The following is a 15,675-nucleotide window of genomic DNA, read 5'->3' as shown; positions in this document are numbered from 1 at the left end:
AACTGCGCGATCAGCCACAACCGGCCCGCAGTCAATTCCCCGCGCCCTGACGGAGTCAGAACGGCTTGGTCGGCAGGTACTTGCCGTCCAGGGTGATCACCGCGCGCTCGCCGCCGTCGGGGTCGGCGACCTTCTTCACATCGAGCTTGAAGTTGATCGCGGAGATGATGCCGTCACCGAACTCCTCGTGGACCAGGGCCTTGAGCGTGGTGCCGTAGACCTGGAGCATCTCGTAGAAGCGGTACATGGTCGGGTCGGTGGGGATCCGGTTCGGCATCGAGCCGCGCACCGGGATGGTCTGCAGCAGCAGCGCCGCGTCGTCGTCCAGGCCCAGCAGCTCGGCGACCGCCTCGGCGGCGTCGGCCGGCAGCGGGTGCTGGCCGAGGACGGCAGCGGTGGTGAAGGCCACCGACAGGCCGGAGGCGTCGGCTATCTGCTTCCAGGAGAGGTCCTTACGGATCTTGGCATCCACGGCCTTCGCGGCCAGGGCCTCGCGAGCGGTCGGGTCGAACTGGGCGTGCACCATGAGAAGGGGTTCCTTTCGGGGTGAGCCGGTCCGCGGTCGCGGAGACGGCTGGTTCAGGGGGGTGGTCGGGGGTGATCAGGCCGCGGAGACGGCGCCGGCGCCGGTGAGGTCCTCGACACCGCCGGTGGGGATGTCGTAGACCCAGCCGTGCAGGGTGACCTTCTGCCCGGCCAGGGCACGGGCGACCGACGGGTGGGTGGCCAGGTTCGCCAGCTGCGCCAGCACGTTCTCCCGGACGAGCGCGGCGACTTCACCGCCGGTGGCGCGGGCCTGGGAGGCGTCCGCGTGCCGCAGCCAGTCCGCGATCGCGGGGGCACCGGAGAGGTCGTGGTGCTGGGCGAGGGCGGTCATCGCGCCGCAGGCCGAGTGCCCGCACACCACGATGTCGCTCACGCCCAGCACGGCGACGGCGTACTCGATACTCGCCGCCACCCCGTCGGAGCCGGGAGTGTAGGCGGGCACCAGATTGCCCGCAGTACGGATGACGAACAGCTCGCCGGGTTCGCTGCCGGTGATCAGCTCAGGCACGACACGGGCGTCCGAGCAGCTGATGAACAGCGTGTGCGGCGTGTGGTGAGCGGCAAGGTGGGCGAACAGGCCCTCCTTGGCCGGGAAGACGTCCCGCTGGAACCGCGCAACGCCCTCGGTGAGGTCATGCATGGGGTCACTCCCTTTCGGTGGCTGCCGCCCCGGCGGGGCTGGCGAGATCCACCATGCACGACCTGGATCTATAGCGTCCAATACTCACTAACCATTGATTTTATAGATGTAGTCTATAGTTGTCGGCATGGCTCTGGAACTGCGCCATCTGCGCTACCTGCTCGCCGTGGCCGAGCACGGCAACTTCACCCGCGCGGCCGAGGACCTGCACATCTCCCAGCCCACGCTCTCCCAGCAGATCAAGCAGCTGGAACGGACCCTGGACGTGCAGCTGCTGGACCGCACCGGCCGTACCGTCCGGCTCACCGACGCCGGTGAGGCCTACGTCCATCACGCCCGCCGCGCGCTACGGGACCTGGCAGCCGCCGAACGCGCTGTCCACGACGTACAGGACCTCGCCCGCGGCCACCTGCGCCTCGCACTCACCCCCACCTTCACCGCCTACCTCACCGGCCCACTCACCGCCGAACTCCACACCCGCCACCCCGGCATCACCCTCACCGTGCAGGAGACCACCCAGGACCGCATCGAAACCGGCCTGCTCGCAGACGACTTCGACCTCGGCATCGCCTTCACCGGCACCCACCAGCCCGGCATCACCGCCACCGAACTGTTCACCGAAACCCTCAGCCTCGTCACCGGCACCCAGCACCCCACCGCCGCCGGCCGCCCACTGCCCGTACATCACCTGACCGGACAGCAACTCGCCCTGCTGACCGCCGACTTCGCCACCCGCGGCCACATCGACGCCTACTTCGACCTGCACGGCGTCAGCCCGCGCATCACCGTGGAGGCCAACTCCATCCAGGCCCTCACCGAGATCGTCCAGCGCACGGCACTCGCCACGGTCCTCCCCGACGCCGTCACGCACGACCACCCCCACCTCACCCCCGTCCCCCTCGACCCACCCCTCCCCACCCGCACCGTCACCCTTCTCACCCGCACCGACGCCTACCAGAGCGCCGCCACCCGCGCCTTCACCCGCCTCACCCACGACCTCATCCGCACCCGCCCCTACACACCCGCGCCATAGCCCACCGGACCGGCCCCAGCCCGCCCGGCCCCGTTCAACTCGCGCCGACGAGGTGCACGGGGCACCGTGTACGCATGGGCAACCACACCTACCGGGTGACCGAGATCGTCGGCTCGTCGCAGGAGAGCGTGGAGGCGGCGATCCGCAACGGGATCGACCGCGCCGCACAGACTCTGCGGCAGCTGGACTGGTTCGAGGTCACCCAGGTCCGCGGCCACCTCCAGGACGGCGCGATCGCGCACTACCAGGTGGGTATGAAAGTGGGCTTCCGGCTCGAGGAGCAGTGACCGCGCGTCCCCGTACGGATGAACTTCCTTGATTTTTCTGGACGTTGACGGGCACGGCTCGGCACGCTTGCTGTCCTCATCCAGGGGATTAGGGGGCGGGCTCTCTTGGCGGTGGCGGCGCGTGCAGTGATCGGCGTCGGTCCCTTCGGCCGGCCGGATGCGCGGCTCGCCGCGGCCGTCCATGCGGCGGGCGGGCTCGGCGTCGTCGATCTGGGGGCGGACGGCGCGGCCGCCCGGGACGCCCTGGACCTCGCCCGCGCCTGGCTCCCCGGCGCCTTCGGCGTGCGCGTCCCCGCCGACTGCCCTCTTCCGCCCGAAGAGTTCCTGGACGGTCCGGCGGCCGTGCTCCTCGCCCCCGACGCCCCGTGGCCGGCCGGCCGGTTCCCGGCCGGTGCGGTCATCGCCGAGGTGCGCAGTCTGGACGAGGCCCGGGCGGCCGTGGCGGACGGTGCGGCGGGGCTCGTGGCCCGTGGCAGCGAGTGCGGCGGGCCGGCCGGTGACCTCTCCACCTCCGTCCTGCTCCAGCAGCTCCTCTCCGACGACCGGATCGCCGTGCCCGTGTGGGCCTGCGGCGGCATCGGGCCGCACACCGCCGCCGGCGCGGTCGTCGCCGGGGCCACCGGAGTCGTCCTCGACGTCCAGCTCGCCCTCCTCGACGAGGCGGACACGGATCCCGCAATCGCCGCCGTCCTGCGGTCCCCGGACGGCGCGGAGGCCCGGCACCCCGAGCTCCCGCTCGGCCAGGACGCCTTCCTCGCCCGCCGATTCGCGCACAAGTACCGGACGGCAGCCGTCGCGGTACGGGCCGTCCGGGACGCCGTCGACCACGCGGTGCGCGACCGGCGGGCCCCGGACGCACTGCGCCCCGGCTCCCCCATGAGCCGCACTCTCGGCACACAGCTGCCCGTCGCGCAGGGGCCGATGACCCGGGTCAGCGACCGGCCCCGGTTCGCCACGGCCGTCGCCGACGCCGGAGGGCTGCCCTTCCTCGCCCTCGCACTCGCCGGTGCCGACGCCACCCGGACCCTGCTGGCGGAGACCCGCGCCGCGATGGGCGACCGCCCCTGGGGCGTCGGCCTCCTCGGCTTCGCCCCCGAGGACGTATGCGCCGCCCAGCTCGCGGCCGTGCGCGAACTCCGCCCCAGCCACGCGATCATCGCGGGCGGCCGCCCCACCCAGGCGGCTGCCCTGGAGGAGCACGGCATCCGCACGTTCCTGCACGTGCCCTCGCCCGGGCTGCTGGAACAGTTCCTCGCGGCAGGCGCCCGGCGCTTCGTCTTCGAAGGCGCCGAATGCGGCGGGCACATCGGGCCGCGCAACGGCTTCCCCCTCTGGGAGGCCCAGCTCGCCGTCGTCGAGGACTTCCTGGACACCCTCCCCCACCAGGACCGGCCCGCACTGGACCTGCTCTTCGCCGGCGGCATCCACGACGAGCGCTCCGCCGCCATGGTCGCCGCGCTCACCTCCGGCATCCGCGCCCGCGGCGCCGCCACCGGCATCCTCATGGGCACCGCCTACCTCTTCACCGAGGAGGCCGTCGGCTGCGGCGCCGTCCGCCCCCTCTACCAGCGGCAGGCGCTCGCCGCCGAGCGGACCGCCGTCCTGCGCACCGGCCCCGGCCAGGCCACCCGCTGCCTGCCCAGCCCGTACTGCCGCACGCACGAGGCCCGCAAGGAGGAGCTGAGCCGGCAAGGCGTCCCCGACCGGCAGGCGCGGGACGAGCTGGAACGGCTCAGCCTCGGACGGCTGCGCATCGCCGGCAAGGGCGTCGAGCGCACCGGCGGCACCCTCGTCGCCGTCGACGAGGAACGGCAGCTCGCCGAGGGCCTGTTCATGGCCGGCGAGGCGGCCGTCCTGCGCAGCGCCACCACCGACGTCGCGACGCTGCACCGCCAAGTCTCGGAGAGGGCAGCCGAGTTCTACGGGCAGCGCGCCGCCGCGATCGAGCCTGCCCCTCCCGAGCAGCGGCCGGTTCCCGCGCCGCTCGGCATCGCCGTCGTCGGCATGGCCTGCATGTTCCCCGGCGCGCCCGACCTCCCCTCCTTCTGGGGCAACGTGCTCGCCGGCACCGACTCCGTCACCGAGGTCCCGCCCGAGCGCTGGGACGCCTCCCTCCACCACGGCCCGCAGGCCGCCGCCCACGACGTGTCGGCCTCCAAGTGGGGCGGCTTCCTGCCCCGGATCCCCTTCGACCCGCTCAAGTACGGCATCCCGCCGGCCTCGCTGGCATCCGTCGAACCCGTCCAGCTGCTGGCCCTGGAGGCGGCCGAACGGGCCCTGGCCGACGCGGGCTACGCCCGCCGCGCCTTCCCGCGCAACCGCACCTGCGTGGTCTTCGGCGCCGAGGCGGGCAGCGACACCGCGGACGCGGTCGGCCTGCGTGCCGTGCTCCCGTCCTACCTCGGGCGGCTCCCGGAGGAGCTGGCCGCGCAGCTGCCCGTCCTCACCGAGGACTCCTTTCCCGGCCTGCTCGCCAACGTCGTCGCGGGCCGCATCGCCAACCGGCTCGGCCTCGGCGGCGCCAACTACACGATGGACGCCGCCTGCGCCTCCTCCCTGGCCGCGCTCGGCGCGGCTTGCAGGGAACTGCGCACCGGCACCGCCGACGTCGCCCTGTGCGGCGGCGCCGACCTGCACAACGGCATCAAGGACTACCTGCTCTTCTCGTCCGTGACCGCCCTCTCCCCGACCGGCCGCTGCCGCCCCTTCGACGCGGACGCCGACGGCATCGCACTCGGCGAGGGCATCGCCTGCGTGGTGCTCAAGCGGCTGGCGGACGCCGAGCGGGACGGCGACCGCGTCTACGCCGTCATCGAGGCCGTCGGCAGCTCCGGCGACGGCCGCTCGACCGGGCTGACCGCACCCCGCCGCGACGGCCAGCGCGCAGCCCTGGAACGGGCCTACGCCCAGGCCGGGATCCCGCCGTCCGGCGTCGGGCTGGTCGAGGCCCACGGCACGGGAACGGTGGTCGGCGACCGCACCGAACTCGCCGCCCTCACAGAGGTGTTCACCGAGGCCGGCGCGAAGCCGGGCGCATGTGCCGTCGGATCCGTCAAGTCCCAGATCGGGCACACCAAGTGCGCCGCCGGACTGGCCGGTCTGGTCAAGACGGCCCTCGCGCTGCACACGGGCGTACGGCCGCCGACACTGCAGCTGCGCCGCCCGCACCCCGGCTGGCAGCCGGCGGAGAGCCCGTTCGTCTTCCATGACCGGGCACTGCCGTGGGCACGCCCCGCAGCGGAACGGGTCGCGGGGGTGAGCGCGTTCGGCTTCGGCGGCACCAACTTCCACGCGGTGTTGCGGGCGCACGGCGGAGCCGCGCCGCCGCGGAGCGGCCACGACGCCTGGCCCGCCGAGCTCTTCGTGCTGCGGAGTGCGGACGACGCCCGCGAACTGCTGCGGCTGACCGAGGTCAACGACCGTGCCGGGCGCCCGTGGCGGCTTCGGGACCTCGCCCTGACCGCCGCACGGCGTACCGGGGCGGCTCCGGCCGGTGCGGCCGTGGTGGCCGAATCCCTCGACGAACTCCCCGAGTTGCTGCGAACGGTGGTGGACGGCGCGGCGCGGCCGGGCGTCTTCCTGTCCACCGGGCGCACCACCGGGGAGACCGCCGTGCTCTTCCCGGGACAGGGCAGCCAGCGCCCCGGCATGTTCGCCGAACTCTTCACCGCGTTCCCCGAAACGCAGCGCCACCTCCACCGCGCCCCGGCCGACGCGATGTTCCCGCCCGCCGCGTTCGACACCGCGACGCGGGACGCACAACGCACCCGGCTCGCCGACACCCGCCACGCCCAGCCCGCCCTCGGCGCGGCCTGCCTCGCCGCCTACGAGGTGCTCAGGAGCCTCGGCGTGCGGCCCGGCATGGCGGCCGGACATTCCTACGGCGAACTGATCGCCCTGGTCTCGGCCGGCGTCCTCGTCCCGGACTCCGTGCCCGAGCTCAGCGCCGCACGCGCCGAGGCGATCACCGCGGCGGCGGGCGGCGCGCCGGGGGCCATGGCCGCCGTCGCGGCGGAACCGGACAAGACCGAGGCACTGCTCGCCGAGGCCGGGCTGGCGGGACAGGTGGTCGTCGCCAACCACAACGCCCCGGCGCAGAGCGTCCTTTCGGGCCCGATCCCCGCCGTCGAACAGGCCCTCGCCGCCCTGGCGGGCGCCGGAGTGGCCGCACTCCGCCTCCCCGTCTCCCACGCCTTCCACAGCCCGCACCTCGCCGCGGCCTCCGCCCGGTTCGCCGAGACGCTCGCCGCGCACCCGGTCCGTCCGCCCGCCTTCCCCGTCTGGTCGAACATGACCGCGGCCCGCTATCCGGCCGGTCCGGAAGAGGTGCGGGAGGTGCTCGCCGGGCAGATCGCCGCGCCCGTGCGCTTCGTCGAGCAGGTCGAGGCGATGTACGAGGCGGGGGCGCGCGTCTTCGTCGAGGCGGGGCCCGGCACGGTGCTCACCGGCCTGGTGCGGGGCATTCTCGGCCAACGGCCGCACGTCGCCGTCCCGTTCGAACCGCGGCCGGACGCCGGACTGCCCGGGCACCTGGAGGCGCTGGCCCGCCTCGCGGTGGCGGGCGTGCCGGTGGCGGCGGAGCGGCTGTTCGCCGGGCGGGACGCGGTGGCCGCCGATGCGGCTGCGGTACCGGCCCGGCCGGGCTGGGTGGTCGACGGCCACCTGGTCCGTACCGCCGACGGCGCACCGCTGCCCGGGGGCCTCCGCCCGGCCCGGCGCATCGCACTGTCCACCGCCGCACCGGCGGGCCCGGTGGACGGGCCGGACCTGCTCGTCGAATTCCTGCGCACCAGCCGCGAGTCGGTGGCCGCGCAACGGGACGTCCTGCTCGCGTACTTCGGCGCACACCCGGGGCCGGGGACGCCGGTGGCGGCTCCGGAGGCGCCGCAGCCGCTGCCCGTTCCCGTGCCGGAGGCCGAAGAGGGCCCGTCCAACCCGCTGGACGCGCCGGACGTGCTGGACATGGTCCGCGCGGTGATCAGCGAGCGGACGGGCTATCCGCTCGAACTCGTCGAACCCGGCCTGGATCTGGAAGCCGATCTGAGCATCGACTCGATCAAACGGACCGAGATCGTCGGCGAGCTAGGCCGCCGGCTGAACGGCCAGGCCGGGCCGGGGCCATGGGCCGACGCCGACTTGGAGGAGCTGCTCCGGGCCCGCACGGCAGCCGCCCTTGCGGACCGGTTGCGGGCGGGGGCGGAGACGGGCGGGGAGGACACCGGCTCCGGGGACACGGCCGCAGCCACCGCCCCCGTGCGGTTCCTGCTCCGCGAGACCCTCCTCGCCGACACGCCCGTACCCGGCGACGCGGCGCTGCAAGGGCGCCGCTTCCTCGTGATCGGTGGGGAAACGCCCCTCGCCGACGCGCTCGCCGACCGCCTCGGAGAGCTCGGCGCCACGGTCACGGGCGAGGGGCACGAGCGTCCCGACGGCGTCATCCACCTCACCGCACTCGCACCCGGCGCCGACCCCGTACTCCCCGGCCAATTCCCGCTTTTCCAAGCCGCGTTGCGGGACAGCCCCCGCTGGCTGCTGTGCGCGCGGCCCGCCGAGGAGGACGTCCGCACGGCGGGGCTGGGAGGATTCTTCCGCGCCGTCGCGCGCGAATATCCGGACACGCTCGTCCGGGCCGTCTCTCTCGCCCCCGGGCGCCCCGCACCGGCCCTCGCCGACGACCTCGTCGGCGAACTGCTCGCCCCGGACCGGGCCCCGGTCGTCCGCCACTCCTCCGACGGCACACGGCGGGGCATCGAGGCGTACGAGGCGGCGTGTTCCCGCGGCGACGGCGACACGCTCCCCGCCGGGCTCGGCCCCGGCAGCGTGGTCGTCCTCGCGGGCGGCGCCCGGGGCATCACGGCCCGGCTCGCCGTCGCCCTCGCCGCGGCCGGCTGCCGGGTCGAACTGCTCGGCCGCACCGAGGCGCCCGGCACCCCCGAGGACCCCGGCCTCGCCCGCGCCGGGGACAGGGCGGCCCTGCGTGCCGCGCTGGCCGCGCGCGGCGAGCGTGATCCCGCCGTGATCGAGAAGGAGGCCGGGCGCATCCTCGCCCGGCGCGAAGTCGCCGCCACCCTGGCCGGGATCGAGGCCGCCGGCGGAACGGCGCGCTACCACTGCCTCGATCTGCGGGACGCGGCGGCCGTGCAGAAGACGGTGGCGGACATCCACGCCGAGCGGGGGCGCGTCGACGCCGTCGTGCACGCGGCGGGCGTCGTCGAGGACCGGCTGCTCGCCGACAAGGATCCCGGCTCCTTCGCGCGGGTCCTCGGCACCAAGGTGGACGGCGCGCACGCCCTGTTCTCGGCCCTGCGCAGCCTGCCCGAACCTCCGCGGCTGACCGTCCTGTTCGGCTCCGTCGCCGCCGTCGCCGGCAACCGGGGCCAGGCCGACTACGCCGCCGCCAACGACGCCCTCGCCGTCCTCGGCCGCCAGTGGCGGCAGGAGACCGGGAGCCGCACCGTGACCGTCCACTGGGGCCCTTGGGCGGGCGACTCCGGACACCCGGGCATGGTGGGGCCGGAGCTCACCCGCGACTTCGCCCGGCGCGGCATCGCGCTGATCGACCCGGAGGAGGGTGTACGGGCGCTGCTGCGCGAACTCGCCCACGGCGACGCGGACATCGACGAGGTCGTCCTGACCGCACCGGGCGGACTCGCATGACCGCAGCACGCGAGCCGGTCGCCATCGTCGGCATGGCCGTCACCCTGCCCGGCGCGGACGACCTCGGCGCGTACTGGCGCAACATCGCCGAGGGTGTCGACGCCATCACCGAGGCCCCGCCGGGCCGTTGGGGCGCGGCGGCCGGACGGCGCGGCGGCTTCGTCGACGGCATCGCCGGCTTCGACCCGGCCGCCTTCGGCATGATGCCGTCGTCCGTCGACAGCACGGACCCCGACCAGCTGATCGCCCTGCGCACCGCCGCGGCGGCCCTCGCCGACGCGGGCGACGCCGCCCTGCCCGCGGACCGGGCCCGGGTCGGTGTCGTGCTCGGCCGCGGCAGCTATCTCTCCGTCGGGCAGGTCCGCCTGGACCAGCGGGTACGCACTTCGGCCCAACTGGTCCACACCGTGAGCGAATTACTGCCGGAGCTGGACGAGGAGCGGCTCGGGCGGCTGCGCGCGGCCTTCCTCGACGCGCTCGGCCCGCACGGTCCCGAGGACTCGCTCGGCATCGTCCCGAACTTCGCCGCGTCCCGCGTCGCCAACCGCCTCGACCTGCGCGGCCCCGCCTACACCGTGGACGCGGCCTGCGCCTCCTCGCTCGTCGCGGTGGACCACGCCGTCACCGAGCTGGAGCGCGGGCGGTGCGACGTGATGCTGGCGGGCGGCGTGCACCACTGCGACGACGCCACGCTGTCGGCCGTCTTCGCGGAGCTGGGCGCCCTGTCCCCGTCCCGCCGCATCCGGCCCTTCCACCGCGACGCGGACGGCATGCTCCTCGCCGAGGGCACCGGGATCGTGGTGCTCAAGCGACTGGCCGACGCCCGCCGGGACGGCGACCGGGTGTACGCGCTCATACGCGGCGTGGGCATCGCGGCCGACGGGCGCGCGGCCTCCCTGGTCGCCCCGGACCCCGCGGGGCAGGCCCGCGCGGTGCGGCTCGCCTGGGAGGCGGCCGGGCTGGATCCCGCCGCCCCCGGCGCCCTCGGCCTCCTGGAGGCCCACGGCACGGGCACGCCCAACGGCGACGCCGCCGAACTGGCCGTGCTGGCCGAGGTGTTCGGCAAGAACGGTGGACCGGACGCCGTCATCGGCTCGGTGAAGTCGATGCTCGGCCACACCATGGCGACGGCGGGCGCGGCCGGCCTGATCAAGGCGGCCCTGGCCCTTCACCACCGCGTGCTGCCGCCGGCGCTGCACTGTGACGACCCGCACCCCGCCCTGTTCACCACCCGCTTCCGCCCCGCGCCGACGGCCCGCCCGTGGGAGACCGAGGTGCGGCGGGCGGCGGTCAACGCGTTCGGCTTCGGCGGGATCAACGCCCATGTGGTTCTTGAGGAGTCGCCGGTGCCCACTGCTCGGCCCCGGCGGGCCGCCGCCGTCGCCGAGCGCGAGCCGGTGCTGCGCCTCGCCGCCGACAGCCCCCGGGCCCTCGCCGCGCTGCTCGACACCGATGACGCGGCCCTGCGCGCCGAGCCGGTACGCGGCCAGGGCCCGGCCCGGCTGGCCGTCGCCGGTCCCGGCGGCAAGCAACTCGCGCTGGCCCGCCGGGCCGTAGCCCGGGGGCGGCTGTGGGGCGGGCGCGGCGACGTGTGGTTCGCACCGGCTCCGCTGCTGGGCGCGGGCGGTGGGCGCACCGCGTTCCTCTTCCCGGGGCTTGAGGCCGAGTTCACGCCCCGGATCGACGACGTCGCACACCACTTCGGGCTGGCCCGGCCCGCGACGCCAGGCGTGCGGGTCGGCGATGTTGTCAGGCACGCCATCGCCACGATGGAAGTCGGCGCGCTGCTCCGGTCCGCCCTGCACCGCATGGGCATCGCCCCGGACGCCGTCGCGGGCCACAGTGTCGGTGAGTGGACCGCGATGGCCGTGGCCGGGGTATGCGACACAGCCCCCCTGCGCGAGCTCGCCGAGCAGAGGATTCGGCTGCTCTCGCTCGACTTCCTGGTTGTGGGTGCTCCGGCCACGCGGGTCGAAGCGCTGCTGTCGGAACACCCCGGGACCGTGCTCTCGCACGACGATGCCCCCCACCAGTGCGTCACCTGCGGCCCCCGCGAGCAGATCGAGGCCCTCGCGGCGCGGCTGCGCGGCGAGGGTATCCTCGGCCGCGTCCTTCCCTTCGCTTCGGGCTTCCACACGCCGATGCTCGCGTCCCACCTCGGCCCCGTCCGGGAGGCGGTGCGTCGCTTCGCCGTGCGTCCAGCGAACACACCGGTGTGGTCCGGCACCACGGCGGCTCCGTTCCCGGACGACGCGGACGGCGTCCGGGATCTCTTCGTCCGGCATCTCCTCGAACCCGTCCACTTCCGCCAGTTGACCGAGGCGATGTACGCCGCGGGCTTCCGGGTCTTCGTCCAGGCCGGTACGGGCCAGCTCCCGGCGCTGGTCGGGGACACGCTCGTGGGCCGCGCGCACCTGGCCGTCGCCGCGGGCTCCGCCCGCCGCAGCGGGCTTGCGCAGCTCGACCGGGTCGCGGCCGCTCTGTGGGCGGTCGGCGCGGAACCTGACTTCGGCGCGCTCGGTGCGCCTCGCAGAGCGGTACGGGCCGACCGGGAGGCGGGGCCGGTCTCGCTCGCCGCGGAGACCCGCGAACGGCTGCGCGCGGACGTGCACCGCGACTGCGTCCACGGGACGGAGCACGCCCTGCGCGACCTCGCGCAGCGTGTCCCCGCTGCCGCCGAACTCGACGCGCTGCTCACCGAAACGGCGGCCACGGCAGCCGAGTTGTTCGCCACGACGACGCGGGTGCCGCCCCGCCGTGTGATCAAGGTCGACGTCGAGCGGATGCCGTACCTTCTCGACCACTGCTTCTACCGGCAGCGCCCCGGCTGGCCCGACCTCGGCGATCTATGGCCCGTCCTCCCCGGCACCACGATCGTCGAGCTCATGACGGACGCCGTCGGCATCGCCGGAACACCTGTCGCCGTGCGCGACGTCCGCTTCATGGAGTGGACGCTCGCCGTGCCGCCCACCGCCGTTCAGCTCGCGGTCGCCCTCGGGCGGGACGGCTGGTACCGCGCCGAGTTCGGCCGCCATGCCCGTGGCGAGGTGTGCACGGCCGACAGTCATCCCGCCCCGCCGAAGATCTGGGCCTGCGACGAGCCCGAGACCGTGCCCGCGGTCTCCGCGCGGGAGATGTACGAGCGGAGGTGGATGTTCCACGGCCCGCGCTTCCAGGGTGTCACGGCTATCACCGCGCTCGGCGCACGACATGTCCGGGGCGTCCTCACCACGCTCGCCACCCCCGGGGCCCTCCTCGACGCAGCAGGGCAGCTGCTCGGCTACTGGCTGCTGGCCTCCTGCACCGAGCGCGTGTCCACGTTGCCCGTGGGTATCCGGCGCATCGCCTTCCACGGCCCGGCCCCCGCACCGGGCTCTCGTGTGACGTGCCACGTCCGGATCACCCGGCTCACCGCGAGCCTGTTGGAGGCGGATCTCCAACTCGTCCACGACGGCCGCGTGTACGCCGAGGCCCGCGGCTGGCAGGACCGCCGGTTCGATGCGGACCCCGAATCGGTCGAGGCCTACCGCTACCCGGAGCAATGCGCGCTTTCCGCCGCGCAACCCGGTGGCTGGCGGCTCGTCTTCGACAAGTGGCCCGACCTGGCATCCCTGGAGCTGATGATGCGCAGCCAGCTCGCCGGAGCCGAACAGTCCGCGTACGCGCAACGCCCCCGGCGAGGCAAGCGGGCCTGGCTGCTCGGCCGGGTCGCCGCCAAGGATGCGGTGCGCCACCGGCTCCGGCTGCACGGGACAGGACCGGTCTTCCCGGCCGAGATCCGGGTCCGCAACGAGCCGTCCGGACAGCCGCGTCCGGAAGGGGTGCACGGGCGGCGGCTGCCGCCGCTCGAACTCTCCCTCGCACACTGCCGGGAGGCGGCCGTCGCGCTCGTACGGCCCGGGGGGACCCCGGCCGGCATCGACATCGAGGAAGTCCGCGACCGTTCGGCCACGACCTACGACGCCGTCCTGGCGCCCGGCGAACGAGCCCTGTTCGAGCGGCTCGGCGGCGGACCCGAGCGGCTCGCCCGGTTCTGGGCCGCCAAGGAATCGGCCGCGAAGGCCGAGGGGACCGGGCTGCGCGGAGATCCGCACGGCTTCCTCGTGACCGCCCCGGACCCCGGCCGAGCAGACGCCTTCACCGTCCGTACGCCGTCGGGCCGTTCGCACCCCGTCCTGCTCACGCCGGTCGGCAACCCGCCGGGCCTGCCGGCCAGGAGCTACATCGTCGCCTGGACGAGTGACGAACCGACGAAAGAGAGGCAGCGACAGCCATGACCACCACGCCCGCCGAGGTCGATGAAGCGGCCGTCCTGGCCCGGATCACCGATGCCCTGTGCTCGGTGCTCGACGACTGCGCACCCGATCCCGGTACCGTCACCATGGCGAGTCGGTTCGCGGACGACCTGGAGCTGGAGTCCATCGACGTCGTCACCCTCACCAGTGCATTGCGCGCCCACTACGGGGAACGCATCGACTTCCCCGGGTACTTCTCCTCCCTCGAACTCGAGGAGATCATGGATCTGACGGTGGGGCACCTCGTGCGGCACATCCTGGAGAGTCTGCGGTGACTGCACTTCACGTCCCCGGTGCGCGCCTGAACGCCGAACTCCTGGGCGACCCTGGCGGCCCCGCCGTGGTGTGCCTGCACGGCCTGGTCGCCGACACCCTGGCCGCCTATTACTTCACCATCGCCTCCGGGATCGCGGCCGCCGGCCACGGTGTGGTGATGTACGACCACCGGGGTCACGGCCGCAGTGAACGCCCCCCGGCCGGCTACCGCCTGGAGGACTTCACCGCCGATCTCCTCGCCGTCCTCGACGCTCTCGGCATCGACCGCCCCGTCCTCGTCGGGAACTGCTTCGGCGGGTCGGTCGCGCTCGACTTCGCCGCACACCATCCCGACCGTCTCGCGGGCCTCGTTCTCATTGAGTCCGTCCTGCCCACCGCCGCCTGGGCTCGGGACATGAGCGGATGGCTCGGCCGGATCGCGGACCTGTTGCGCAGCACGACCGGGGCCGAAGGGATCGAGAAGGAGTACGACCGCCGTTCGGCTCGCAGGGCACCCCGAGCCCGTCCGCTGCTCCACGACACGTCTGTCGTGGCCGACATCGCGGCGAGTCGCACTCGGGAGGCGGACCGCTGGCGGGCGGTCGACGTGCCCGTACTCGCCCTCTACGGCGGCGACTTCGATCTCGCCCCGACGGCGCCCGTGCTGGAGCACGCACTGCCGCGCTGCCGCACCGTCGTCATCCCCGGCCATGGGCACGACGTCCTTGTCGCCGCTCCCGGGACGGTCGGCGGTCTGATACTCGACTGGATGCGCGAGGTCCGGCCGCCGGTGCCGGCGCCATGAGCAGGTTTCTGTTCGTCGTTCCGCCGCTGGCTGGGCACATCAATCCGGCAGCCGCCGTCGCGGCCGAACTGACCGCGCTCGGGCATGTGGTCGCCTGGGCCACGGCGCCCGAGGCCCTGCGGCACGCGGTGGGCAGCGGTGCCGTCGTGTACCCGTGCGCGGTGCCGGAGGGGGTGCGGCGGGCGCCCGGGCTGCGCGGGGCGGCGGCTCTGCGGTTTCTGTGGCAGGACTTCCTCGTCCCGCTGGCCGAGGTGATGGTCCCGGGCACGCGGGAGGCGGTACGCGCGTTCCGTCCGGATGTCGTCGTCGCGGACCAGCAGGCCCTGGCGGGAGCGCTGGTGGCGGAACGGTGCGGGGTGCGCTGGGCGACTTCGGCCACCACTCCGGCGGAGGTGGGCGGTTCCGTCGCCGCTCTGCCCAAGGTGGACGCCTGGATCCGCGCCTTCCTGGCACAACTGCGCGAACGGTTCGGCGATCCCGCGGCCACCCATGATCTGCGCTTCTCGCCGGACCTCGTACTGGCCTATACCGTAGAAGAGCTGGCGGGCAGCCCCGCGCCCGTACCCGGGCTGCGCTTCGTGGGGCCAGCGGTCCCCTCGCACCCCGCCGCCCCGGACTTCCCCTGGGCGCGGCTCGTTCCGGACCGGGCCACGGTCCTGGTCTCCCTCGGAACCGTCAACGACGACGTCGGCGCCCGCTTCCTCGCCGAGTGCGCGGCGGCCGTACGCGCACGAGCGCACCGCCTGCAGGCCGTGATCGCCGACCCGGGCGGGGTCGTGGCCGAGAGCGGAGACGCTGCTCTCGTCGTCCTGCCGCGAATCCCCCAACTCGCGCTGCTGGAACGGGCCTCGGCGGTGATCTGTCACGCCGGCCACAACACCGTCGCCGAGTCCCTGTGGCACGGCATCCCGCTGGTCGTCGCCCCCATCCGCGACGACCAGCCCTTCGTGGCCGGGCAGGCCGTGGCATCCGGCGCGGCCGTGCGCGTGCGCTTCGGCCGTGCCGACCGCACCCGGCTGGGCGCGGCGCTCGACACCGTCCTGGAGGCGCCGCACCACCGCGCCGCCGCCCGTCGCCTTCGGGACCGGCTGCGCGCCGCCGGGGGTGCCAGGGCGGCCGCCGGCCATCTCGAAGCGCTCGCTGCCCGGGCTTGAGCG

9 protein-coding genes are annotated in these 15,675 nt (G+C 74.5%); 7 read left to right on the top strand and 2 right to left on the bottom strand.

Annotated elements, in window-relative coordinates; all coding sequences use genetic code 11:
- Positions 1-55: 55 nt before the first annotated feature.
- Positions 56-526: a cyanase gene (cynS, locus tag ACLHRZ_RS05235; RefSeq protein ID WP_490417052.1), complete on the bottom strand. Its 471-nt coding sequence runs from the start codon at positions 524-526 to the stop codon at positions 56-58.
- A gap of 75 nt (positions 527-601) precedes the next feature.
- The gene (locus tag ACLHRZ_RS05230; protein WP_490417051.1) at positions 602-1,186 is read right to left on the bottom strand and encodes a carbonic anhydrase; all 585 of its coding nucleotides are present in this window, start codon (positions 1,184-1,186) and stop codon (positions 602-604) included.
- A gap of 127 nt (positions 1,187-1,313) precedes the next feature.
- On the opposite strand from ACLHRZ_RS05230, the gene cynR reads away from it, so the two are divergent.
- From cynR to ACLHRZ_RS05195, 7 genes are all read left to right on the top strand, one after another.
- Positions 1,314-2,219 carry a transcriptional regulator CynR gene (cynR, locus tag ACLHRZ_RS05225; protein WP_490417050.1) on the top strand — a complete coding sequence of 302 codons (906 nt, stop codon included), beginning with the start codon at positions 1,314-1,316 and terminating at the stop codon, positions 2,217-2,219.
- Positions 2,220-2,293: 74 nt separating this feature from the next.
- A complete protein-coding gene (locus ACLHRZ_RS05220) occupies positions 2,294-2,506 on the top strand; it encodes a dodecin (RefSeq protein ID WP_490417049.1) in 213 nt (70 codons plus the stop codon).
- A gap of 126 nt (positions 2,507-2,632) precedes the next feature.
- A complete protein-coding gene (locus ACLHRZ_RS05215) occupies positions 2,633-9,163 on the top strand; it encodes an SDR family NAD(P)-dependent oxidoreductase (RefSeq protein ID WP_490417048.1) in 6,531 nt (2,176 codons plus the stop codon).
- A complete protein-coding gene (locus tag ACLHRZ_RS05210; protein WP_490417047.1) occupies positions 9,160-13,440 on the top strand; it encodes a beta-ketoacyl synthase N-terminal-like domain-containing protein in 4,281 nt (1,426 codons plus the stop codon). Before ACLHRZ_RS05215 ends, ACLHRZ_RS05210 begins: the two co-directional genes overlap by 4 nt.
- Positions 13,437-13,733, top strand: coding sequence for an acyl carrier protein (locus ACLHRZ_RS05205; RefSeq protein ID WP_490417046.1), 297 nt, complete (start codon positions 13,437-13,439; stop codon positions 13,731-13,733). Before ACLHRZ_RS05210 ends, ACLHRZ_RS05205 begins: the two co-directional genes overlap by 4 nt.
- The gene (locus ACLHRZ_RS05200; protein ID WP_490417045.1) at positions 13,730-14,518 is read left to right on the top strand and encodes an alpha/beta fold hydrolase; all 789 of its coding nucleotides are present in this window, start codon (positions 13,730-13,732) and stop codon (positions 14,516-14,518) included. Before ACLHRZ_RS05205 ends, ACLHRZ_RS05200 begins: the two co-directional genes overlap by 4 nt.
- Complete coding sequence (locus ACLHRZ_RS05195; RefSeq protein ID WP_490417044.1) at positions 14,515-15,672, top strand: glycosyltransferase; 1,158 nt, start codon at positions 14,515-14,517, stop codon at positions 15,670-15,672. Before ACLHRZ_RS05200 ends, ACLHRZ_RS05195 begins: the two co-directional genes overlap by 4 nt.
- The last annotated feature ends 3 nt before the right edge of the window (positions 15,673-15,675 follow it).

It is taken from the genome of Streptomyces sp. AM25 (genome assembly GCF_058146165.1).
The sequence above is the reverse complement of the archived record's forward strand: the minus strand, read 5'-3'. Positions and strand labels throughout refer to the sequence as shown.